The sequence below is a fragment of the Allomuricauda sp. CAU 1633 genome, from assembly GCF_017313225.1.
In the GTDB taxonomy this organism is placed as follows: domain Bacteria; phylum Bacteroidota; class Bacteroidia; order Flavobacteriales; family Flavobacteriaceae; genus Flagellimonas.
The window spans coordinates 143,973-168,336 of the sequence record NZ_JAFLNE010000001.1 but is presented as its reverse complement, the minus strand read 5'-3'; the positions used below and the strand labels follow the sequence as shown (position 1 = coordinate 168,336).

Annotated in this window: 21 protein-coding genes; 7 read left to right on the top strand and 14 right to left on the bottom strand. The window is 41.6% G+C overall.

From position 1 onward, the window contains the following. The 4 genes from J0X14_RS00720 to nadD all read left to right on the top strand — a co-directional run bounded on the left by J0X14_RS00720 (position 1) and on the right by nadD (position 2,880). Positions 1 to 759 (top strand): DUF1080 domain-containing protein, encoded by a 759-nt coding sequence (locus J0X14_RS00720; protein WP_207095850.1) that lies wholly within the window; start codon positions 1 to 3, stop codon positions 757 to 759. An 84-nt stretch (positions 760 to 843) separates the two neighbouring features. Beyond that, entirely contained in the window at positions 844 to 1,701 is an 858-nt protein-coding gene (locus tag J0X14_RS00715) for a YicC/YloC family endoribonuclease (protein WP_207095849.1), read from the top strand. Then, positions 1,698 to 2,291: a guanylate kinase gene (gene gmk / locus J0X14_RS00710; RefSeq protein WP_207095848.1), complete on the top strand. Its 594-nt coding sequence runs from the start codon at positions 1,698 to 1,700 to the stop codon at positions 2,289 to 2,291. Before J0X14_RS00715 ends, gmk begins: the two co-directional genes overlap by 4 nt. A gap of 4 nt (positions 2,292 to 2,295) precedes the next feature. Continuing rightward, positions 2,296 to 2,880 carry a nicotinate (nicotinamide) nucleotide adenylyltransferase gene (gene nadD / locus J0X14_RS00705; RefSeq protein ID WP_207095847.1) on the top strand — a complete coding sequence of 195 codons (585 nt, stop codon included), beginning with the start codon at positions 2,296 to 2,298 and terminating at the stop codon, positions 2,878 to 2,880. A gap of 14 nt (positions 2,881 to 2,894) precedes the next feature. Here the strand turns inward: nadD and J0X14_RS00700 are convergent, their stop codons facing one another. The 3 genes from J0X14_RS00700 to J0X14_RS00690 form a co-directional block, all read right to left on the bottom strand. Continuing rightward, on the bottom strand, positions 2,895 to 3,602 hold the full coding sequence (locus J0X14_RS00700) for a DUF6503 family protein (protein ID WP_207095846.1): 708 nt from the start codon (positions 3,600 to 3,602) through the stop codon (positions 2,895 to 2,897). Positions 3,603 to 3,632: 30 nt separating this feature from the next. Beyond that, on the bottom strand, positions 3,633 to 5,903 hold the full coding sequence (locus J0X14_RS00695; protein WP_207095845.1) for an inorganic phosphate transporter: 2,271 nt from the start codon (positions 5,901 to 5,903) through the stop codon (positions 3,633 to 3,635). 73 nt (positions 5,904 to 5,976) lie between these two features. Beyond that, positions 5,977 to 7,188 carry a porin gene (locus tag J0X14_RS00690; protein WP_207095844.1) on the bottom strand — a complete coding sequence of 404 codons (1,212 nt, stop codon included), beginning with the start codon at positions 7,186 to 7,188 and terminating at the stop codon, positions 5,977 to 5,979. Between the two features lie 326 nt (positions 7,189 to 7,514). Here J0X14_RS00690 and dgt point away from each other — a divergent pair, with 326 nt between their 5' ends. Continuing rightward, a complete protein-coding gene (gene dgt, locus J0X14_RS00685; protein WP_207095843.1) occupies positions 7,515 to 8,873 on the top strand; it encodes a dGTP triphosphohydrolase in 1,359 nt (452 codons plus the stop codon). Here dgt and J0X14_RS00680 read toward each other — a convergent pair. Continuing rightward, positions 8,870 to 9,934, bottom strand: a complete 1,065-nt coding sequence (locus tag J0X14_RS00680; protein ID WP_207095842.1) for a DUF3078 domain-containing protein — start codon at positions 9,932 to 9,934, stop codon at positions 8,870 to 8,872. The two genes, dgt and J0X14_RS00680, sit on opposite strands and share 4 nt — an antisense overlap. Further along, positions 9,925 to 11,703 carry a 1-deoxy-D-xylulose-5-phosphate synthase gene (locus tag J0X14_RS00675; protein ID WP_207095841.1) on the bottom strand — a complete coding sequence of 593 codons (1,779 nt, stop codon included), beginning with the start codon at positions 11,701 to 11,703 and terminating at the stop codon, positions 9,925 to 9,927. Before J0X14_RS00675 ends, J0X14_RS00680 begins: the two co-directional genes overlap by 10 nt. An 83-nt stretch (positions 11,704 to 11,786) precedes the next feature. On the opposite strand from J0X14_RS00675, the gene J0X14_RS00670 reads away from it, so the two are divergent. Continuing rightward, entirely contained in the window at positions 11,787 to 12,236 is a 450-nt protein-coding gene (locus J0X14_RS00670; protein WP_207095840.1) for a nucleoside deaminase, read from the top strand. Positions 12,237 to 12,291: 55 nt separating this feature from the next. On the opposite strand, the gene J0X14_RS00665 is transcribed toward J0X14_RS00670, so the two are convergent. The 4 genes from J0X14_RS00665 to aspS form a co-directional block, all read right to left on the bottom strand. Further along, a complete protein-coding gene (locus J0X14_RS00665) occupies positions 12,292 to 12,486 on the bottom strand; it encodes a cold-shock protein (protein ID WP_036381438.1) in 195 nt (64 codons plus the stop codon). 79 nt (positions 12,487 to 12,565) lie between these two features. Further along, entirely contained in the window at positions 12,566 to 12,829 is a 264-nt protein-coding gene (locus J0X14_RS00660) for a hypothetical protein (protein ID WP_207095839.1), read from the bottom strand. Then, a complete protein-coding gene (locus tag J0X14_RS00655) occupies positions 12,826 to 14,610 on the bottom strand; it encodes a chloride channel protein (RefSeq protein ID WP_207096632.1) in 1,785 nt (594 codons plus the stop codon). Before J0X14_RS00655 ends, J0X14_RS00660 begins: the two co-directional genes overlap by 4 nt. Before the next feature lie 61 nt (positions 14,611 to 14,671). Beyond that, on the bottom strand, positions 14,672 to 16,420 hold the full coding sequence (gene aspS, locus J0X14_RS00650; RefSeq protein ID WP_207095838.1) for an aspartate--tRNA ligase: 1,749 nt from the start codon (positions 16,418 to 16,420) through the stop codon (positions 14,672 to 14,674). Positions 16,421 to 16,797: 377 nt separating this feature from the next. On the opposite strand from aspS, the gene J0X14_RS00645 reads away from it, so the two are divergent. Beyond that, positions 16,798 to 17,148 carry a toxin-antitoxin system YwqK family antitoxin gene (locus tag J0X14_RS00645; RefSeq protein WP_207095837.1) on the top strand — a complete coding sequence of 117 codons (351 nt, stop codon included), beginning with the start codon at positions 16,798 to 16,800 and terminating at the stop codon, positions 17,146 to 17,148. Positions 17,149 to 17,216: 68 nt separating this feature from the next. Here the strand turns inward: J0X14_RS00645 and J0X14_RS00640 are convergent, their stop codons facing one another. From J0X14_RS00640 to J0X14_RS00620, 5 genes are read right to left on the bottom strand one after another with little or no spacing between them, the layout of a single operon-like run. After that, positions 17,217 to 20,711 carry an efflux RND transporter permease subunit gene (locus tag J0X14_RS00640; protein ID WP_207095836.1) on the bottom strand — a complete coding sequence of 1,165 codons (3,495 nt, stop codon included), beginning with the start codon at positions 20,709 to 20,711 and terminating at the stop codon, positions 17,217 to 17,219. A 9-nt stretch (positions 20,712 to 20,720) separates the two neighbouring features. Further along, positions 20,721 to 21,905, bottom strand: coding sequence for an efflux RND transporter periplasmic adaptor subunit (locus J0X14_RS00635; RefSeq protein WP_207095835.1), 1,185 nt, complete (start codon positions 21,903 to 21,905; stop codon positions 20,721 to 20,723). A gap of 36 nt (positions 21,906 to 21,941) precedes the next feature. Beyond that, positions 21,942 to 22,304, bottom strand: coding sequence for a four helix bundle protein (locus J0X14_RS00630; RefSeq protein ID WP_207095834.1), 363 nt, complete (start codon positions 22,302 to 22,304; stop codon positions 21,942 to 21,944). 35 nt (positions 22,305 to 22,339) lie between these two features. Continuing rightward, positions 22,340 to 23,671: a TolC family protein gene (locus J0X14_RS00625; protein ID WP_207095833.1), complete on the bottom strand. Its 1,332-nt coding sequence runs from the start codon at positions 23,669 to 23,671 to the stop codon at positions 22,340 to 22,342. Next, positions 23,672 to 24,277 carry a TetR/AcrR family transcriptional regulator gene (locus J0X14_RS00620; protein WP_207095832.1) on the bottom strand — a complete coding sequence of 202 codons (606 nt, stop codon included), beginning with the start codon at positions 24,275 to 24,277 and terminating at the stop codon, positions 23,672 to 23,674. It lies immediately after the preceding gene. Positions 24,278 to 24,364 lie beyond the last annotated feature (87 nt).

Genomic DNA, 24,364 nt, shown 5'->3' with positions numbered 1-24,364 from the left:
ATGCAGAAGTTAAGAAGTATTCTATTGGTTTTATTGGTATTGATTGCCACTAGCGGTTTCGCCCAACTGGAAGAAGAACCCACCAAACCGGAACAAACCGAATTTTATGAACCCGTTGTGCCCGTTGTAACTCCGGGAAAGGAAGGTGCACCACCCAGCGATGCCATTGTTCTTTTTGATGGGAGTAATTTGGATAAATGGATAAGTACGGTGGACAGTACCGCCGCCAAATGGACGGTGAACAAGGATGGCAGTATGACCGTGGCAAACAGAACTGGAGATATCCAGACGAAACAAAACTTTGGAAGCATACAGCTGCATATTGAATGGAGATCCCCCGCCGAAATACAGGGTGGAAATCAAAGTAGGGGCAATAGCGGTGTTTTCCTTGCTGGATTGTACGAAGTACAAGTTTTGGACAACAACAATAACGACACCTATGTGAACGGGCAAGTTGGGTCTATCTACAAACAACATACTCCGTTGGCCATGGCCTCGGTCCCATCTGGGGATTGGAATACTTATGACATCATTTATCATGAGCCGGTATTCGAGAAAGGCCAAAAAGTCAAATCAGGAACGCTTACGGTGATTCACAACGGTGTTCTTATCCAGGATAATGTAGAAATCAAAGGAACCACACCCTATATCGGTTGGCCTAAAAACCCAGTGCATGGCAAAGGGCCACTTCGGCTTCAAGACCATGGTGATAACAGTAGGGTAAGTTACCGAAACATTTGGGTAAGGGAGTTGGAATAATTTTCTCTTCTTAAATCCCACATTCATGAAGGTCAAGGGGCCAAAAGCTATTTTGGTTACCTTTGGCGAAATATACATTTCTATATGATTCAATCCATGACCGGTTTTGGGAAGCATGTGGCGCAGCTTCCATCCAAGAAAATTACTGTGGAACTCAAATCGCTTAACAGTAAGAGTTTGGACATCAATGCCAGAATTCCGCAATCCTATCGAGAAAAGGAATTGGAACTTCGGAAAATGATAGCTGATGAGCTTGTTCGCGGAAAGGTGGATTTGGGGCTCTATGTTGAAATCACCGGGGAAGAAACCACGGCTGAAATCAATAAAGGGGTGGTTAAAAATTATATGGAACAATTGGCCCAAATAGCCAAGGGAGATGATATAAAACTGTTGGAATTGGCATTGCGCATGCCCGACACGCTTAAAACCGACAAGAACGATATTGACGAAGCTGAATATGAGGCCATAAAAGAAGCCATGAAACAAGCACTTTCCGAAATTAATACGTTCAGGAGTGAAGAGGGAAAAGTGTTGGAGCAGGATTTTGTGGAACGTCTTAAAAATTTGACCTCTTTGCTGGATCAAGTCAACACCATGGATCCCGAACGTTTGGCAACAGTGCGGGAACGTTTGGAAAAGGCTGTGTCCGATCTTAAGGTTGAATTGGATGCCAATCGATTTGAACAGGAATTGATCTACTATTTGGAGAAGTACGATGTTACCGAGGAGAAAGTACGCTTGGCCAATCACTTGAATTATTTTGAAACTACTTTGAAATCCGACGACTCCAACGGGAAAAAGTTGGGATTCATCGCTCAGGAAATAGGCAGGGAAATCAATACCATTGGTTCCAAGGCCAATTATGCTCCCATGCAGCAATTGGTGGTGCAAATGAAGGATGAATTGGAAAAGATCAAAGAACAAATGCTCAATGTACTATGACAGAAGGGGGGAAACTTATTATTTTTTCAGCACCTTCCGGGAGTGGAAAAACTACCATTGTCAAGTATTTACTGGACCAACCCGAACTGAATCTTGCCTTTTCCATTTCTGCCACCTCCCGACCTAGAAGAGGAAAGGAGAAACACGGGGAGAATTATTATTTCATGTCCATTTCCGAGTTTAAAAAGCATATTAAACAAGGGGATTTTTTGGAGTGGGAGGAAGTCTATCGCGATAATTTTTATGGCACCTTAAAAAGTGAGGTGGAACGTCTTTGGGCCGAAGGAAAAAATGTCATTTTTGATATTGATGTTTCTGGGGGACTTCGAATCAAAAAGAAATTTCCAGAAGAGACCTTAGCCGTTTTTGTGAAGCCACCCAGTGTGGATGAGCTCAAAATCCGATTAAAGAAGCGTAGCACCGAAAGCGATGACAAAATCAATATGCGGATAGCAAAGGCATCCGTGGAACTTGCCACGGCCCCCCAATTTGATAAAATCATCAAAAACTACGATTTGGATGTGGCCTTAAAAGAAGCCCATGCCTTGGTAGCTGATTTTGTTGGCGCTAAGAATCGAAAAGAAGATTAGCACAATGAAAAAGGTAGGGCTCTTCTTTGGAACATTCAACCCTATTCATATTGGTCATTTGGTGATAGCCAACCATTTGGTGGAGTTTTCAGATTTGGATGAGGTTTGGTTTGTGATTACCCCACAAAGTCCCTTTAAGACCAAACAATCCTTGTTGGATGACCATCATCGGTATCAAATGGTGTATGAAGCCGTGCAGGAGTATCCCAAATTAAAACCCAGCAAGATCGAGTTTGATCTACCACAACCCAATTATACCATAAATACGCTGGTTCATTTGGATGAAAGCTATGGGAAAGACCATCAATTTTCGTTGATTATGGGAGAGGATAACCTAAAAAGCTTCCACAAGTGGAAAAATTATGAAACCATCTTGGAGCATTATTCCCTTTATGTGTATCCTAGAATTTCAGAAGGAAAAATGGACCATCAGTTTAAGGATCACCCCAAAATTACCAAGGTCAATGCACCCATTATGGAGATTTCCTCCACCTTTATTCGCAGGGAGCATAAAAAAGGCAAGAACATAAGGCCTTTGCTTCCTTATGCGGTTTGGAAATATATGGATGAGATGAATTTTTATAGGTAGGTAGTTACTTTTGACTAAGATTTGGTCAAAATATCCGTGCCCAGATACTTGTCGTCCTTGTTCATGTACCAAGCCCGGGTTTTTGGCATTTGTATACCATTGATTTCCTCCAGGCCTTCTAAAAGAATATACTCCCCATCGTTTTTGCTTTCATCATGGTAAAATTGGTACACTTCCATAGCATAGGTCTTAGGGTCAAAATAGAAATACCAAACGTCACTGCCTACCTTTTCGTCATAAGTAACCTTCAACACCAAGTATTCCTTTCCTTTAAAGGTCTTCTTTTGCACTTTATCATGTAAAAGAGTGCCAGGATCCTTCAGTTTCATCGGAAGCCCATAGAGATACGTGTAGTAATTTTTCATCATTTCCCCACGGTCACAAGTAAGCCTGTAGGTCTTTCTATCCTCATCACTTATATCAGTGGAACCGTTAAGTGTGGTGATACAGTTTCCTTTGTCAAAAGCATAGCTATAGGAAACCCCATCCTTTTCTACCAAGAGTTGAAAGTATTGCTTTGGAATATTGAGCGTTATCGTGCTCAACCTGTCGCTGGAGTTGGGAGTTTCCATGAGCACTTTGAACTCACCATCAAAGGTTTTCCAAATGCCATTGGGGTCGTGAAACGCAATGGTTTTGTCCAAAAGTTGTTGGGCCGTGATATCCTGTGCCTGGGAAATGGTACTATGGCAGACCGCCAAGAATAAAATAAAGTAACGCATAGCTCAAAAATACATAAACTATGCGGTTTTTTACTTTTCTATTCGAGCAGGCTCCACGGTACTATCATGCTCAGAATAGTAGAGCTCCAATAATTTAATGGTGGCTTTAACCATATCCTTGCTTTCAGTGAGCAGTGAAAAGTACAATGTGGTATTCTTTGGGCTGGTCTCCTCGGTTCTTGTACGGGCCACCTGCTTTTCCATTTTCTCCGAAATCAAATCAAAATACTGGTCTTTATTATCTAAAATTCGGGCAATATTATCAAAGGATTTTTGACTGAAAGTTTCATCGGTCTTGTGGAACAAATCTTCCAACAGATGATCTAAATCCTTAAGTTCCTTGATTTGGTTGTACTTCAACTTTTTGTGATTGTTGCGTACATGGGTGTAGCTTACTTTGGAAATATATTCCAATGATTGTGTAAAATCTTGGAGTACACCCAGCAAGGTAATATAAAAGTTACTGGCTCCTCCCACACTGGATTCATCCAAATTTTTGATGAAATAGTATACGTTGTTTTTGAGACCATCCACTTCCTTGGATAACTTTTTAACTCCCTTATTGTTCTTTTTTAAGGCCTCAAGGTCGTGTTTGGCCAAACCGTTTATGGCACCTGTATATATCTTGTTGCTTCTTTTAATAACACTGGCAATATTGGTTGCACTTTCTTCAATAACCCCTTGTATGGAACTGCTCTCGGCCTTTCTTAAGATATCATCTACTTTGTTTTCTACTTTTTTACGGGTATGGCTCAAATAATTTCTGACCAAAAGCACTCCGGCAAAAACCAATAGTAAAATAAGAGCAACAAAGCCTCCTATGTGAAGTAAATACGCAATGGTAGCTGCCGCCACAAAAGCACAAATGGCCGTAAAGAACCAACCTCCAATAACATTGAGTACACCGGCTACCCTATACACCGCACTTTCGGAGCCCCATGCCCGATCAGCCAACGAACTTCCCATGGCCACCATAAAGGTTACATAGGTAGTTGACAACGGTAGTTTCATGGAAGTGGCCACAGAAATAAGTACACTGGCCACCATGAGGTTTACAGAGGCCCTTACCATATCAAAGGCAGGCATATCTTGCACTTTGCCTTTAGGAATGTATTGGTTGGGTTTGGTAAGTCTTCCCGAAACCCGACTACGAAATCCATTAGGGACGGTATTGGACAAACTGTCGAATGCTGTCATTGAGAATTTCACAATTTGCCTTGAAAGAAAATTGGGTTGAAAGCGTTCTTCCCCTTCCCCTTCGCGCGCAAGATTGATTTCGGTCTCTGTTACATAACGTGCCTTGGTGGATAGCCAAAGGGTAATGATCATCACCAATCCGGAAATCAACAATAAATATGTTGGGGTTTGTACTGCCGCGGCCAATCCACCCATGGAATATTCAGAAGCTGCAATTCCAGAAGCCTGCCAATCCTGAAAGGATTGCCAAGCTGCAATGGGTACACCAATAAAATTTACCAAATCGTTCCCTGCAAAGGCCATGGCCAATGCAAATGTTCCCAAAGTAATAATGATTTTATAGATGTTAAGTTTAAAAGTAGAGGTAAGCACCAAAGAAACAATCATCCAAAAGATAAAATTACCCAGTAAAAAAAGCTCAGGTTGTGTGTTGGCAACCTCGGTAAGTGCTCCATCAAACAGGTTGGCACTTTTTAATCCTTTTACCAAGATAAAATGTATGATAGCGGTAATGGCCAACCCGCCAAAAACGGAGCCAATCCATTTGGGTTGCTCATTGAACCGGAAAGAAATCAATAATCTGGAAAAAAATTGAACAATGGCCCCAATACTAAAAGCTATGACCACAGAGAGCAAAATACCTAAAATAATTTCTGTGGCTTTATCTGTATTGATGTAGCTTCCCAAGGCTTCGAAGCCGCCACCCGTTCCTGAAACTTTAATCAATGCCATGGCTACAGCCGCACCCAATAATTCAAAAACAATGGAAACCGTAGTGGAGGTGGGCATGCCCAGTGTATTGAAAAAATCCAACAACAGCACGTCCGTAATCATTACTGCCATGAAAATTATCATGATCTCTGCGAAAACAAATTCTGAAGGGTTAAAAATACCTTTTCGGGCCACTTCCATCATCCCGCTCGATGACATGGCACCCAAGGCAATACCAATACTTGCCACTACCATTATGGTCTTAAAGGAAATAGCTTTTGATCCCAGTGCAGAGTTTAGGAAATTTACAGCATCATTACTGACACCGACGACCAAATCTGTGATGGCCAAAACTGCCAGGGCAACCATTATTACGAGGTAGATATTATCCATAGTTAATACTTCAGAAAAAATTGTTCAAATATCTTGATAAAGACCAATGCTTAAGTTATGTTAAGGTTATCTTTTAGAGATGTACCTCCATTTGTAAACGCCACATTAGTTCATCAATGCCATTGCTTAAAGTTAAGTAACTTAAATCGGTTTGTACCTTTAATTTATGCCCAACAATATATTTTGAAACTCCCAAGGTATATTGTTTTTCACGTTCCTTCCCAGTTATTGTCTCATTTAAGTGAATATTGGTAAACCGTCCTGAAACTTCCCAATTATTTTCAAAAAGATATCCTGTTTGTAGGTTTAGCCCATTACCAACCTGCACCGTATCTCCCGTTTCGGAGCCATCAGAGTTTAGGGCAATGGGACTGTCCGAATCACGATTGGCATATTCACCCATAAATGAGAATCCATTGTATTTCAACATAAAGTCTAAAAACACAGTGGATATGTCGGTTTGGTAAAGCCCCACATCATTGAACATATAGTTGCCCATGTTGCTTCGGGTTTTCACAGCATCCTTATTGATATCATATGTAGCACCGAGCATTAATTTTACGGTTTCCTCCCGTTGCAGATCGGCTCCCAAGTAGTCACCTTTGGCAGTAAATTTGCCAAAAGGCAATAATTCCAGCCGGGAGGTATATTGGTGGCCGCCAAGATTGCCTTCGGTGACATTTCTGCCCTCTCCTTGGGAAAAAGCAAATTTTTCTCGGACCAACATCTTTTTGCCCAATGTAAAATGGTGCCTTAACTGAAACCCCATGTCCCGATCAATATTAAACCTGCTGTTGAGCAAGGAACGATCCACCTGTTGTAAATTTCCTGATGAAATTACCCTCTCTATGTTTCCTGGCAGCTTGGTTTGCCCAAACCACAGCACAAAATTTTGGTAAAAATTCCATTTTACCACAGCGTCCAAAATATATCTGGGAGTGTTTCCAGTGAACTGTGACCCTCCTGAAATATCACGGTTTGACAACCCCAATTCTATCTTGTAAACAAGCTTTGGAGAGTGAACAAAACCATCAAATTTTAGTCGTGCTCTACGGACCAAGAAGTTTTGCTCTGGATTTCCATAGCCTTCATCATTCTTACTCCAACTTGAAACAGATAAAAGTTGCATTCTTGCCCCTACCTTTGCAGACCAAGTGCTGTCTTTGCCCATAAAGTTTAATAAACCGTTGCCAAAAGTTGAAGGTTGAAATTCCTGTGAATAAGAAAAAGGCACACATAGAAAAAGAAAGAATAACCCATAAAGGGCTAACTTTTTGAAATTCATTACGGTACTAGTTTTTGTCGCTGCAAAGAACAATACCTAATGTTAAGATAACGTTTCTTTTATGTTATTTTAAAGAAGTATTATCGACAAAAAAGGGCTGCCTGAAAAGGCAACCCCTAGGATTTCGAAGAATAGTCGACAAAAACTAATATCCGTAAAGAAATCCTTAAATAAACTTCAAAAGTCCTCGCTGGATATTTCTTAACCGTAATGTTAAGTTTAAGTAATCATTAAAACTTCTAGTATTGCGAAAGTTACCAGTGATGCCTTGCTTTCTTTTGAGTTGATAAAGGTTGATCGTATATTGCGCTTCAAATTAACTACGAATGGAATGGGAACAGCTACTTTCCTTAAAACGACAGGGAGATACTCATAAGCGACTTCGCAAAGAGCAGGAAGAGACCCGTTTGGGCTTTGAGGTGGATTATGACCGGATTATTTTCTCGTCCGCATTTAGAAGCCTGCAAGACAAGACACAAGTGGTGCCCATGCCCATGAGTGTGGGTTCCAACAAAGATTTTGTGCACACCCGTCTTACCCATAGCTTGGAAGTTTCGGTGGTGGGACGTAGCTTGGGACGCACTGCGGGACAACAAATCTTAGCCAAATATCCCTATTTATCCGAGGTGCATGGCTATCACTTCAACGATTTTGGTGCCATAGTAGCTGCTGCTGCTTTGGCCCATGATATTGGCAATCCTCCTTTTGGCCATAGCGGGGAAAAGGCCATCGGCAATTATTTTAAGCAAGGAAATGGCAAAAAATATCAAGTCGCACTTTCCGAAGAGGAATATCAGGATTTGGTAGATTTTGAAGGAAATGCCAACGGATTCAAATTGTTGACAGAGGCTAGGGAAGGGGTTCCCGGAGGGCTTCGGTTGAGTTATGCCACCTTAGGTGCCTTTATGAAATATCCCAAAGCCTCATTGCCCAAAAAGCCATCCAAGCACATAGCAGACAAAAAGTTTGGCTTTTTCCAATCCGAAAAGGAATTCTTCAAAGAAGTTGTGGAGGAAATAGGTCTGGTTCCCAACCCCGCCAATCCAGAAATTGGGTTTTACAGGCATCCCTTGACCTATTTGGTGGAGGCCGCGGATGATATTTGCTATACCATCATAGATTTTGAGGACGGGATTAATCTGGGGCTTATTCCAGAGGAGTATGCGTTGGAATACTTGATTAATTTGGTGAAGGAAAACATCAACACCAAAAAGTACAACACCATGACCCATTCCAGTGACCGATTGAGTTATTTGCGCGCTCTGGCCATCAATACCTTGATCAGGGATGCGGTTGATGTTTTTGTTGAGAATGAAACGGAAATTCTTAAAGGGGAGTTTGATTCGGCGTTATTGGACAGAGGAAAGTATCAAACACAGGTGGAAGACATCATAAAGTTGAGCGTTGAAAAAATTTACCAATCCACCGAGGTGGTGGATAAGGAACTGGCAGGGTATCGAATAATTTCAGATTTGCTGGACATCTATACAACGGCCTTAATCAATACTAAAGAAGGGAATGCCAGTAATTATGACCGATTACTGATTAAAAGTCTGCCTGAAAATTACAGAAATTCGGATACCTCAATCTACAAAATCCTGTTGGACACCAGTTGTTTTGTTGCGAGTTTATCGGACAGCGCCGCGGTACACATCCATGATAAACTTACTGGGCGGAAAATCTAGAGATTGAAGAGCAGCCCTACCCCCAATAATTGTTTAAATTGGATTCTTGGTATTCCCGGGTCTACGATGGTACCATCCTCCGCGACCACTTCATCAAACTTAATGTCGTCGTCATAAATTAGATGTGTACCAATGTTGGCATTGATATGGTCGTTAACCTTTAGATTAAAATTCATCTCCCAGTCCACATCAATATTCCCAAAACTTCTAATGTAATCCGTGTACAGGTTTATCCTGTGGTTCATTAAAACATTACGTAAAATTTCTTTTTCCCAGGTGTTGGTGATGAGAAAACCGACCTCTAAAAACACTTGCTCCCCTTCTTCCACACCAAAGGAGCCTTGATTTGAAAGGGTTTCATCCAAAACAAAGGTAGATTTCATGGTAGCAGGAGAAATATACAGGTTGAACTTGTCTTGCGGAGGAATGTATGATGTACCAATACCTACAAAAAGATATCCTGGAGCCATGAACCTTGAAATGGGGTTGTCCCTATCTGGATATTTAAAACCATTGGAAAACTGTGTGTTAAAATTGGTCTTGACCGAATAATACCAATTGGTGATAGTATCTTTTCTAAAACTTATGGTAGATGACAGTCTGATTTGGTCATCCGTTTTACGAAGTTTTCGACCTTCTTGCGCATTGAGTCCATATCTAAAGATGGCTTCGTTGTTCCAGTTCAGGTATCTAAACTTATAGTTGCGCTTAAATCGCATACTTGCCAGGGCAGTAACGGAGTTGTCACCCCCTGCATTCCAGTTTACAAAAGAAACCTCGTTGATATTCATGCCAAACTCATTGGTTTTCTCCCAAAATGAAGTTGGCTCAAAACGCCGGTACCACTTTCGTACGGGCCTTACGCGGTTCAAAACAGTTCTGGGGTCGGTGAGCTTTGCTCCCCTGGTCACATATTTAAGTTTCACATCTTTAATGCGTATCACCTTAAATACATAATCTGTGCTATCAGATTTAAGTTCAAACACCTTGTATGGGGCAACTTGTGCATGGGCTGATAGCAAAACGGCAAAGAACAGAATTAGAAAAAAGTTTAATCGCATTGGTTTAAGGTTGATTTTATATAGGAATGTAGGGTATCAAAATCTATACCAGCCAGTTGGTGTGTCTCGGGGATTGTTCCCTGTGCAACAAACTGATCTTGAATGCCAAAAATTGTAACGGATTTTGTCCAGTGCTCTTCATTGGCAAATTCGAGCACTGCAGAACCAAACCCACCCATTTCGCACCCATCTTCTATAGTGATGATATGGTCATATTTTTTAAAAATGGTGCGGAGGGTTTCTTTATCCAAAGGTTTTACAAAACGCATGTCGTAATGGCCCAGGGTTGTTGGATTGTTCAACGCTTCCAATAGCCGTACAACCTCGTTACCTATGTGCCCGATGGAAAGGATGGCTATTTTGGAACCTTCCTGTAAACAACGTGCAGTACCTATTTCAATGGGCTCAAATTTGTTTTTCCAATCCAAAGTCACGCCACGCCCCCTTGGATACCGAATGGCAATGGGGCCTTTTAATCCCATTTGAGCCGTATACATGATATTTCTAAGTTCCATTTCATTCATGGGAGCAAATACGGTAAGGTTGGGGATGCACCGTAAATACGCCATATCAAAAACCCCGTGGTGCGTTGGTCCATCCTGACCTACCAGTCCGGCACGATCCAAACAAAAAATAACCGGAAGATTTTGTAGGGCCACATCGTGGATTACCTGATCATAGGCCCGTTGCAAAAAGGTGGAATAGATGTTGCAAAAGGGGATAAGCCCCTGTGTTGCCATTCCGGCGGCTAGCGTTACGGCATGTTGCTCTGCAATGCCCACATCAAATGCCCGATTCGGCATTTTGTCCATCATGTATTTTAAGGAACTTCCTGTGGGCATTGCCGGAGTGATGCCCACTATTTTTTTGTTCTTTTCTGCGAGTTCTACCAGTGTCAACCCAAAAACATCTTGATACTTTGGTGGTTCAGCTTCTTGGGATTTTTTGAGGCGTTCCCCGGTAATCTTGTCAAATTTGCCTGGAGCATGGTAGACTACCTGATCTTCTTCGGCCTTTTTCAGTCCTTTTCCCTTAGTGGTAATAATATGGAGCAGTTTCGGCCCTTCAACACTTTTTAGTCGCTGCAATTCGTGCACCAAAGCTTTTACATCATGCCCGTCCAAAGGACCCGAATACTTCAAGTTTAAGCATTCAAAAATATTCTCGTCTTTGGCAGTGCCTTTTTTTACATTGGTAAGGTATTTTTTTAGGGCACCTACACTGGGGTCAATACCAATCGCATTATCGTTAAGGACAATAAGGGCATTTACATCGGTGACCCCAAGATGGTTGAGTCCTTCAAAAGCCATTCCACTGGCTATGGAAGCATCACCAACAACGGCGATATGTTGCTTTGTAAAGTCCTCATTTAATTTTGAAGCCATGGCCATTCCCAAAATGGCGGATATGGCTGTTGAGCTATGTCCGGTGCCAAAATCATCGTACTCACTTTCACTTCGTTTAGGAAAACCACTGATACCTCCCAGTTGTCGGTTGGTGTCAAAAATTTCTTTTCGGCCTGTCAAGATTTTATGGCCGTAGGCTTGGTGGCCCACATCCCAAATGAGCTTATCCGTAGGCGTATCAAAAACATAATGTAGGGCTATGGTAAGTTCCACCACCCCTAAACTGGCTCCCAAATGCCCCTCTTTGGTAGCTACAATATCAATAATGAATTCCCGAAGCTCTTGGGCAAGTTTAGGCAACTCATCCAAAGACAGTTTTTTGAGGTCTTTCGGGGAACCGATATGTGTTAAAAGCTTTTCCAATGATTAAAAAACAAAAGTACCTATAATCGGTAAAATTATTTTATGTGTAGCTTAGCCATCGCATAAAATCCGTAAAAATAGTTGTGGAAAATCCGTTTGACGATACTTATTTTATGAAAAAGGCCCTCCAAGAGGCAGAAATTGCCTTTGATAATGGAGAAGTACCTGTTGGGGCAGTCATTGTGGTGAATAACCGAATCATTGGCAGGGCGCATAACCTTACCGAGCGATTGAAGGATGTTACGGCACATGCCGAAATGCAAGCCATTACGGCAGCATCCAATTTTTTGGGCGGAAAGTATCTTCAGGGATGCACGCTTTATGTAACCCTGGAACCCTGTCAGATGTGTGCCGGGGCCTTATACTGGAGCCAGATTTCCAAAGTGGTTTACGGGGCCGCCGATTTGGAGCGTGGTTTTGGTGTGATGGGAGGGCATTTACATCCAAAAACAGAAGTTGTTGGGGGAGTTTTGGAGAATGAGTCAGCAGAATTGCTGAAACGGTTTTTTATTCAGCGAAGAAACCTGAACTAAATAAAAAAACCCCCGGTTAAAGCCGAGGGTTGGTTAAAATCAAAATAAAATATTGTTATCCGATTACCTGCACTTGTGCAGCAACTCTTCCTTTTCTTCCTTCTTCTTCTACGTATTCTACTTTGTCGCCTTCGTTCAATTCCACTCCGTTCAGTGCGGTTACATGAACAAAGATGTCTTTTCCTGTTTCGTCGTTGGTAATGAACCCATAACCTTTGGATCCATTAAAAAATTTTACTGTACCGGTCATTAAAAAAATAATTTGTTAAAATACTAAAGTATAATTTTTTATGACGCTTTGGATGAATATAGTATTAAATCTTAGAAAATTATTGATTCTCAGTATTTTTGACCTCTTTATCCCTCATTTTCTTAATATTATCTTTTGTAAGCATGTAATCTTTCATGTCTTTGCGCTTACTTTCTTTGTACAAGAAAAGGGGCATGGCCACCAAAAAAAGGCCCACAGTTCCCAAACCAATATATTTTTGGGCAGAACTGGCTTGATCCTCATCAAGGGAAAAGCCATATACAATCAAAGAAAATGAGAGTAGGGTTATGAGAACAATTATATGTTTAAACTTAATCTTCATTGGGTATAATTAATCAATTTCCTTCGATAGGCCGTCAATAATTTGGATTTTGAGATGAATCCCTCATATTTTCCATCTTTGATGACGGGTAGGTTCCAAGCACCACTATCCTGAAATTTTTTCATCACCTGCTTCATGGTATCCTTGCCATAAAAGATGTGCTCAGGAGGGGCGTGCATCAAATTTTTTACATAAACGGTCTCGTAGAGGTCCGTATCAAACATAAATTGGCGGATGTCATCCAAAACAATAATGCCCATCAATTTTTTTTCATCGTTCAAAACGGGAAAAATATTTCGTTTGGATTTGGATACGGATTGGTGGAGCATTTCACCTAGGGACATATTTGGGTGAACGGGTTTAAAGTTTTTTTCGATCACATCATCCATTTGCATAAGGCCCAGCACCATTTGGTCCTTATTGTGTGAAAGCAGCGCTCCTATCTTGGCCAACTCCTTGGTGTAAATGGTATAATCCAATGCATTTTTAGTAATAAGATACGAAATGGATGCCGTAATCATCAAGGGAACAAAGAGTTGGTATCCTCCGGTGATTTCGGCTATCAAGAATATGGCTGTCAGTGGTGCATGGATTACACCTGCAATCAAACCGGCCATCCCAATGAGGGTAAAATTGCTTTCCGATACCGAAAAACCGAAACCCAAATTGTTGATGACCTTGGCCACTACATTGCCCAAAGCACTTCCCATCACCATGGTGGGAATGAATATACCGCCAGCGCCGCCGGCAGCAAAGGTGGTGGTCATGGCAATGGCCTTGAAAATGGTGATTCCAAACAAGAGGGCTATCACTACCCAGATATTGCTGGTAAAATCATCAAAAGGGGTCTTACCCAAAGCCTTGAGGTGGTCACCCTCCAATAAATTGTTGATAAAACCAAAACCCTCACCGTATAATGGAGGAATGGCATAGAGCATAATTCCAATGGCGATACCACCAACTAAGAGTTTGTACTTTGGACTCTTGAAACGTTTAAAAAAATTGAAAATGGCAAAATACATTTTGGTGAAATAGATGGAGGCAAATGCGGTGCCCACACCCAGCAAGATGTAGAAAGCAGTATCCTTTAATTCAAATCCCTCGGACAGCGAAAAACTAAAAAGTACTTCGTTCCCCAAAAAGAAATAGGAGGTGAGGACCCCGGAAATGGATGCCAACAATAAAGGGAGCATAGACATCATGGTAAAGTCCAAGGTAAAAACCTCCACGGCAAAAATGATGGCTGCAATGGGGGATTGAAAAATGGATGAAATGGCCCCCGCCGAAGCACAGGCCACCAATAGGGAACGCGTTTTGGTATCAATATGAAACAATCGGCTTAAGTTGGAGCTAATGGCTGAACCTGATTTAACCGCAGGGCCCAATAACCCTACGGAACCTCCAAACCCTACGGTGAGAGGAGCTGTTATCAAGGGGGTGTAAATGTCCTTGACCCCCAGTAGCCCTCCTTTTTTGGAAAGTGAAAAGATGATGGACGATACCGCATGTTGAAGCGGTTTTTTCTGTACAAACTTTACGTAGAGGTAGACAAAAGTGAGTCCAATGGTGGGTAAAATAAAATAAAGCTGGTTCTCCGAAAAAATGATGCCCATTTTTAAGAGCGACTCAATGAAATAGGTGATATTTTTTAAAGTGACGGCCACCAATCCCGCCAAAAACCCTACCACCAAGCTCATGATATGAACAAAGGTCTTGTTGGAGATATTCTTATATCGCCATTTCAAAAAACGGGTCAGTAATCTTTTCCTATTATTGGGCATAGGGTCAATGATACACTTAAATGTATTAAAAAATCCCGCTCTTGGCGGGATTGACATGCTTTTAAAGATCTAATTTTAGATGAAGTTCCTTTAATTGCTCATCATCAACGGGAGCAGGGGCATCGATCATCACATCCCGGCCACTGTTGTTTTTCGGGAAGGCGATAAAATCGCGAATCGTCTCCTGACCACCCAAAATGGCTACCAAGCGATCCAGTCCAAAAGCAATTCCACCGTGAGGGGGAGCACCATATTGAAAAGCATCCATTAAAAATCCGAACTGGGCTTTGGCTTCCTCAGGGGTAAAGCCTAAATGTTTAAACATAGTGGCTTGTACCTGTTTGTCGTGAATACGGATGGAACCTCCACCAATTTCGTTTCCGTTGAGCACCAAATCGTAGGCATTGGCCTTTACAGCACCGGGGTCGGTTTCCAAAAGCTCCAACTGACCGGGCTTTGGAGATGTGAACGGATGGTGCATGGCATGGTAGGTACCGGTTTCCTCATCCAGTTCCAACAACGGAAAATCCACTACCCAAAGCGGGGCAAACTCATCCGATTTTCTAAGACCAAGTCGGGTTGCCAATTCCATACGAAGTGCGCTAAGCTGTGCTCTAGTTTCGTTGGTTTTACCGGAAAGCACACAAATAAGGTCACCCGCTTTGGCTCCAGTCACCTCAGCCCATTTTGTCAAATCTTCTTGATCATAGAACTTATCCACTGAGGATTTGTAGCTCCCATCCTCGTTACATTTTACATAGACCATGCCCTTGGCGCCCACTTGAGGACGTTTTACCCAATCCACCAGCGCATCAATTTCTTTTCGGGTGTACTCGGCAGCTCCAGGAACAGCTATTCCCACAACCAATTCGGCAGAGTTGAAGACATTGAAGTCCTTTTGTTGCGCTACCGCATTCAATTCTCCGAATTGCATTCCAAAACGGATGTCAGGCTTATCGTTGCCATAGAGTCGCATGGCATCATCAAAGGTTATTCTAGGGAACTCTTCAATTTCCACTCCTTTGATTTCTTTCAACAGATGTTTGGTAAGACCTTCAAAGGTATTAAGGATGTCCTCCTGCTCAACAAAAGCCATTTCGCAGTCAATCTGGGTAAACTCAGGCTGGCGATCGGCACGAAGGTCTTCATCCCGAAAACATTTTACAATTTGAAAATATTTGTCCATTCCGCCCACCATCAACAATTGCTTAAAAGTCTGTGGAGATTGGGGCAGTGCATAAAATTGACCCTCATTCATTCGGCTTGGCACCACAAAGTCACGGGCACCTTCTGGGGTGGATTTGATGAGATATGGCGTTTCCACATCAATAAACCCTTGGTCGGAAAGGTATTTACGTACTTCCATGGTCACCTTGGACCTGAAGATGAGGTTGTTCTTTACCGGATTTCTTCGGATATCCAAATAGCGATATTTCATGCGGATGTCCTCGCCGCCATCCGTTTCATCTTCAATGGTGAACGGAGGTAGTAGGGATTTGTTGAGAATGGTGAGCTCACTGACCAGTACCTCAATTTCCCCTGTTGGAATATTGGGGTTTTTAGAGGTTCGTTCAATAACGTGACCTTTGGCTTGGATAACGGTCTCCCGCCCAAGTTCCCGAGCTTTGTCCAAGAGGTCTTTTGAGGTTCTTTCCTCATCAAAAACCAACTGGGTAATGCCGTAGCGATCGCGTAGATCTACCCATGCCACAAAACCTTTGTCCCGTACTTTATGAACCCAACCGCTCAATACAACTTCTGACCCGATATGTGAAGCGCGTAAGGCCCCACAAGTAGTGCTTCTATACATCTTATTTGTTCTGGAGGGCAAATTTAATAGGAATACCGAAATCTATGGTTAGATCTAGTGATTTTCTGCTGGGACACCATTATTTTACCTAGTCGCCCCTAAACTTTATGATTTTGTTGGATGATGTTTACCTAACTTTTTATTAACTTTAAGTTTACATTGAGACGACTATCTACTAGAAATTGTACGAATTTGTCGATAAAATGTATTTCAAACTTCAATATTGAATTATTATAAAATGTTCATAAACAGTGTTTTATGTAATTAATGTTAAGTTAATGTAAATTAAATGTTACATAAATATTTATTTAATGTAAAATTTAAATACATTTGTATCGTTATTGATTGAGAAAGAATGTTTTAAAAACCCATAAACTATGAAGAAAGCAATATTTTTTTTGGCAGTGATGTTTTCGGTTTGTATGTATCCGCAAGGTACAGAACCGACTTTGGAAAAAGTGGGGAAAATGGTAAAAGCTACATATTTTCACGAAAACGGTGAAATAGCACAAACAGGCTATTTAATGAAAGGTAAACTACACGGCGAATGGCTGATGTACGATGTAAATGGAAAAAAACTTGCCTCAGGTACGTATGAAAATGGAACAAGAGTTGGCAAGTGGTTCTTTTGGGAAGGTGATATTTTAAGAGAAGTGGATTTTACGGACAATCGTATTGTCAATGTAAAAAATTGGAACCAGTCTGAAGTTGTTTCTGTTGACAACTAAAGTAAAACAGTGTTTAAAAAAAAAGCCCCGGCCATTGGCCGGGGCTTTTTTTTTACTAGAAAGTTCTGTTATTCTGTTACCACTTCTGGTGTCGTATTTCTTGACTTCCAGTTCTGAATTCTTATTTTAAGCCTGTAACTGATATTGAACAATACCGGCACAATGATCAAGGTTAAGAAGGTGGCCACAATAAGACCAAAAATAACCGTCCAAGCCAATGGTCCCCAAAAGATAACATTGTCACCACCCATATAAACTTGTGGGTCAAAATCGGAGAATAGTTTCACAAAATTGATGTTCAAACCTATGGCCAAAGGAATTAAGCCCAAAACTGTGGTAATGGCCGTTAAGATTACCGGACGCAAACGTGCTTTACCAGCTTTGATGATAACACTGGTAACATCTTCCCGATTCAACAAATCATCATCAGAAATGCCGAGTTCCACTTTTTTACGGTCAATAAGGATTTGGGCATAATCCAGCAATACCACACCATTGTTTACCACAATTCCGGCCAAGGAAATGATACCCATCATGGTCATCATGATCACAAAAGACCATCCGGTTATGATCAGTCCTCCAAACACCCCAATAAAACTTAGGAATATAGCCATCATAATTATGGCTGGTTTGGAAACACCTCCAAACTGGAAAATCAAAATAAGCATAATCAAACCTAACCCAGAGAAGAACGCACCCATTAAAAAGGACATTTGCTTGTTCTGTTCCTCTATCTGACCCGTGTAATCAATTTTAACCCCTTGGGGGAGCTCTTTGAACTCCTGCATTTCATCCTGAATCTCAGTAACAATAGCCGCCGCATCCGTAAAACCGGGTTTTAAGGCAGAATATACCGTGACCACACGCTTGGTGTCCACATGTTTAATGGCACTAAAGGATGAGGTATTCTTTTGATTAGCCACTGCAGAAACCGGAATCTCTTTGATTTGGCCGTTGGAAGCATCCCTAAAAATAATGTTCTGGTTGAACAAGGCACTGGTGTTGTAGCGCAGGTCTTCATTAAAACGGACATTGATGTCATAATCCTCACCGTCTTTTTTGTAGATACCCGCCTTATCACCAAAAATGGATCTACGCAATTGTTGGCCCACTTGTGCCACGGAAACGCCAAGTTCTCCCGCTTTGGCCCTGTCAACTTCAACCTGCATACCAGGTTTACTTTTATTCACATCAATTTTCAACTCCTCAATCCCAGCAATATTTTTAGCATTGATAAAGTTTCGCATTCGCTCAGCAGTACTGATCAAGGTATCGTAGTTCAACCCTTCAATCTCTATGTTGATTGGATAACCTGCTGGTGGACCAACGGCATCTTTTTCAACAGAAATCGTAACACCGGGGTATACTCCAGACAGTGTATCCTGAATCTGCTGGCGCAGCTCCTCGGTGTCCAATCCATCCCTATACTTAAATTCTCGCATGGAGAGGGTTATCTTACCACGATGTGGCATTTCTGCAGCAGAACCTCCTTCGGTGAAAGGGTTTTCAGCACCTTTACCAACTTGAGACACACTGGATTGTACCAAATAATTGAAATCAGCTTTATTGTACTTGCTCCTTCCAGTGACCCCATAGACCCTCTCCTCGATGTCTTTGGTGATGGTATTGGTCTTGTCTATATCGGTTCCTTGCGGGTATTCTATGTAGACATAGATTTCATTGGGGGTGTTGTCTGGAAAGAACTCCACTTTTGTACGTTGCGTTCCCAATGACATTCCAAAAAACACAAATGACAAAATCAAAAGGAGAGAGGTAAATCCAAAATACCAATAGACGTTTTTGCCCCTAAGTGCCCTTTTTAATTGGCGTTCGTAAAAGTTTTCCAAACGGACCAAACTATTGGTCTGGAAACGTCGTGCCCAAGGTTTCAAGAAATACTTGTACACCCAGAACATGATTCCAATAACAATCATTAGAGTACCCAATCCACGAACGGGACCTCCCACAAGGAAAATAAATAGACCAAAACCGCCAAGAATTATGCTCAATCGAATTAACTGCTTTCTCGTCAATTCTTTTTCTCCAATCTGCATAAACTGTGAAACCAACATGGAGTTCATGAATATGGCCACGAACAAAGAGGAGCCCAGTACCACTGACAAGGTAATGGGAAAGAAAATCATAAACTCACCCATAATACCTGGCCATGTACCTAAAGGTACAAAGGCGGCCACGGTGGTTGCCGTAGATATGATAATGGGTATGGCGATTTCACCGATACCTTTTTTAGCTGCTTCTCTGCGCGACATGCCCTCTTGCTCCATCAGTCGGTATACGTTTTCAACTACAACGACCCCGTTGTCCACCAACATTCCCAGCCCCATGATCAATCCAAAAAGAATCATGGTGTTGAGTGTATAGCCCAGTGCGGTAAGAATCATAAATGACATGAACATGGACATTGGTATGGCAAAACCAACGAACAAGGCATTTCGGAATCCCAAGAAGAACATCAATACGGTAACCACCAAAATGATTCCGAAAATGATGTTGTTCACGAGGTCATCCACTTGGTTCAAGGTTCTGCTTGAGGAATCGTTGGCAATGGTGACCGTAAGGTCCTTTGGAAAGTAATTTTCCTTGGCTTCATCCACCAATGCACGAATCTGGTCTGAAGCCTCAATGGTATTTTTACCCGATCTTTTTTTGATGTCCAACATCACCACTGGAGAACCGTGTTCCCTTGCGTAAGTGGTCTTGTCTTCCTCAGTGAATGTAACAGTTGCAATATCCCGTAGATATATGGCCCCGTTTTCTGATTTGACCACAAAATTTTCCAACTCTGATGGTTCATCAACTTCACCTAAAATACGAATGGTCCTACGTTGGCCACTGGTAATCAAGTTACCGGCAGACATGGTCATATTTCCATTGGAGATGGCAGAGATTACATCGTCAAAATTAACTCGGGAAGCCATCATTTTATAGACGTCCACTGCAACCTCAACTTCCTTTTCTTGGGCCCCACGGATATCTACTTCCTTGATCTGTGGCAGATCCTCAATTTCGTCTTCCAAATATTCGGCAAACTCCTTCAACCGTTCAACAGGGTAATCTCCTGTCAGGTTCACGTTCATTATGGGGAAAGATTCCGCCAAATTAAGATCAAAGACATTGGGCTCTACTTTGGCACCATTGAAAATGGGCCAGTCCTCACTGGCTTTTTCCGTATCAACCTCATCTTTTACCTTTTGTTTGGCGTACTGTACCGTGATATCCTCATCGAACTCCACAATGATCATAGAGTAATCCTCTTGGGAGGTAGAGGTGATTTCCACCACATTGCTCACGTTTTTGAGCACATCTTCCAGTGGGTCGGTGATCAAACGTTCCATATCCTCGGCAGTGTTACCGGGATAGACGGTGCTCACATAGATTTTGGTCTCTTCCACTTCAGGGAAATCTTCCCGAGGCATGGAAAAATAGGAAGATAGACCTATTAAAAAGAACAACCCGATCATTACGTAGATCACAGAAGGATTATCTATGGCCCACGATGAAAGGCGGAATTCTTTATTTGCGTTCTTTTTGGCTTTTTCCATTTTGGTCAATTAGTTTTTTGCAGTTGTTGTTGTATCCAACACTTTAACAGTTTGTCCATCTCTTACATTTCTGGCTCCTTCAACGATAACTTGGCTTCCAGCTGAAATTCCGTCAAGAACTTCCAGAAAGTCACCTTGGGTCTTACCGGGTGTTATAACAGATTTTTTGGCAATCACTTCTCCATTCTCCTCAGCAAGAATATAAACATATTGCTCGCCCTCGGCATTTTCCGAAACAACACTTTGAGGGATAAGAATGGCATTTTCATTTGTATAATCGTTGATTTTTACCTGTGCTGTCAAATTCGGTTTTATATGTCCATTGGTGTTGGGTACCGGAATTTCTGCAATAAAAGAGCGGTTGCTTGGGTTGATAAAGTTTCCGGTTTGCCGTACTTTGGTAGAGACAGTCTCTCCCAATACTGGGAAGTAGGCATCCACCATTTTGCCTGGGGTAACGTTGGGAAGATGCGTTTCGGGCACCTCCACATCGATGTACATGTCCGAGAGGTTTACAATCCTGAAAATCTCAGAACCAGGCCCCGGGGTTACTACAGTACCTTGATCTTTGATTACGTCGTCAACGATTCCGGAAAATGGTGCCCGTATGGTAGATTTACCCACTTGGCTTTCCAATTGTTTTACGGCACTTTGTTGGGCCTCATAATTGGTTTTGGCCTGTAAGAACTGGATTTCGGAACCAATGTTTTGCTCCCAAAGTCTCTTTTGACGCTCAAAAGTAGTCTTGCTCAATTCAGCTTGGGTTCTCATTTGTGCCAATTGACTGGAAAGTCCACCATCATCAATGGAAGCAAGTACTTGTCCTTTGCTCACTTTCTGACCTTCTTTTACATACACACGGTAAAGTGTTCCCGCCATTTCAGGATAAATCAACACGTTTTGGTCGGTCATGACATCGCCTTGCAATTCTAAAAAGTGATGGAATTCCTCTGGTTGTACGGTTAGGGCAGAGACCAATGGCAATTTGGAATTGTCATCCAATTCTGCAATGGCTTCGTCCAATTGCTTAACCTGTCCTTCCAAGGCCTTTAATTCTTCGGTAAGGGAATTGCGTTTGGCTCGAATGGCATCTAAATCTTTGGTTTCCAAAATGCCCTCAACTGTGCTGTTGCCTCCACCGCCACATGCGGCGATGAGTATTCCCAATATTGATAGTTGAATTATTTTTTTCATTAGTAACTATGTTTATAAGTTGATGAATTTAATTGTTTAAGAGTTTAATTGAGATTTATAGAGTCCGTCAAGCATCGCTAATATTTCCGTTAATTCTGCCCTAAGGGAATCATGTTGTTCTTGGGTAATCATACCTAAATCAAAAGAAAGGATACATTGGTTTAAAAGTTCAAGACCAGAACCGTAGGCTATCTCGGTAAAACGGGCTTTGTCTTTGTTGGTGTGGCGCCCCGTTCCCTCGGCAATATTAGAGCCTAAAGAAATTGCACATCTTCTCATCTGACTGGATAGACCAAAGCACTCTTCTTCAGGAAATTGCTTTGTGATGCTATAGATAGCAACAGTTAGCTCCCTGCTTTTTTGCCAGACATTTAATTTTTCAAATGAAAATGTTCTCACCACTTTTAAACTTTTAAACACTTCAACTTTATCTATTACTGATTTAAAATAGTTTCCAATTCGGTCTTTCTGTTGATGACATCGACCATGGATTGCAAATATTCTTGTTGAGTAGTATATAATTGGGTCTGGGCTTGCCTTAGTTCAAAACTGGTGGCCAAACCTTCGGTATATTTAATTTCATTTTTTCGCTCTATCCGCTCTGCCAGTTCCAAATTGTCTTTGGATGTGCCATAATCTTCAATGGCGAGGATATAATCGCTCTTGGCACGTTCCAACTGAAGACGAATCTGTTCTTGAGCCTCGGTCAATTGGGTCTTGGCCTTTTCTAGGGCAATTTTGGCCCGTTGGGTACTGGCACTTCTTCCCAATGAACTGAAAATAGGAATGTTAAGATCAACTCCTAAAATGGAGGAACCAAACCATTGTTGTCCACTACTCAAGAAATTAAAACTGTCACTAAAGGAGTTTCCCCCATAATTGACAAATGCATTGAGAGTAGGCAAAGCCCGACTTTTGGCGAGTTTTAATTCAAGAAATCGCTGTTCGTTGAGGTTCAGAGCCATTTTATAATCCACATTGTTCTCAATATTTAATTCTTCGTCCAGTAAGCCCAAGTCAATCTTCTTTTGGGTTAGATCATCCAAATTTTCGGTCAATACGGTTTCTGCTTCAATGGGGAGGCCTAAAACCAAATTCAACATTTGCAGGGTTATCTCTTCCATCCTACGGGCATTTTTAAGATAATTGTCCACCGTGGATAGGGTAATCTGCAACTGATCTACGCTTTCTTCATCTCCCAACCCGTTTTCATAAATACGTTTGGTCTCAAAAAGGTTCTTCTCCAAAGTTTCTTTATTTCTTTCCGAGATTAGAACACTTTCCTTGGCCAAGAGCACATTTCCGTAGGCTTCAACCACGGATTTTCTAACATCGAGGTCTGTTTTTTCCTTGCTATTTTGACTGTAGTCCAAGAAAGTTTTAGTGGCTTGGACGCCTACAATGTATGATCCGTCAAAAATTTGTTGGGTCAAGGTAGCGGAAGCTGACATGGATTGTGCCTGCCCAAAGACCACTTCTTGATAGGTTCCCGGTTCGCCACCAAAAAATTCTGCCGGAATCTGCGATACAGGCTGTTTTAATTGATTTTGATAACTGACTGCTCCAGAAATTTGAGGAAGCCCGGTGGCAATGGTTTCCCATTTCTGTTTTTGGGCATCTACTAAATCCCTGGAAGCATTTATGGAGCTATAATTATGCTCCAAAGCATACTGAATGGCTTCATCAAGACTGAAACTGGTGATGGTGTCCTGTGCTGATGAGAACCACGGTAATAATACTAATAGACTGATTAAGGTTGTTCGCATTTATTCTTGATTTGAATTGATGATTGAGTTTAGTATTTTTCTTCCCTTTGGAGTTACAATGCCCCGAAGGTGGTATTCTAGATAGTAATCCATAAGCTGAGGCATGGAGAACATTTGCATGGGGAAAAGCTCATTGTCCTTGATACAGGTCGCACCGGAAAAATAGATTCTGGATATAAATTCCACATTAAGGTTGTCCCGATAAATCTCCATTTCCATACCGCGGTTTACGTTGTCCATGACACATCCCAACATTACTTCATATTGCCGTTGTTTTAAAGTGCGGCTCAGTTTGGGATAATACTTTTGCAATTGGTATTGGGGCGATGATTTTTCATCTTTTAAATGTACCATCACAAATTTCTTGATCTCATAGAGTTCCTCAATAGGGTTCTTTTTTTGTGCAATGATTTCATTTATACCTTCAGAAATCACACAGAACAGATTGGAAGTACTTTCTTCCACCAATTCTGTCTTGTTCTGAAAATGGGAATAAATTGTTTTCTTGGAAATCCCCATCTCATTGGCCAAATCGTCCATGGTAACACTCTTAAAACCTAGGTTTAAGAACAGTTCCGTTGCTTTTTGTATAATCTTCTCCCTCATAATGAGCGGCAAAAGTAATTCAGGAAACTTTAAAAACAAAAAAAGTTTCCAAGGTTTTACAATTTTTTAACGGAGGCGTAAACCTGT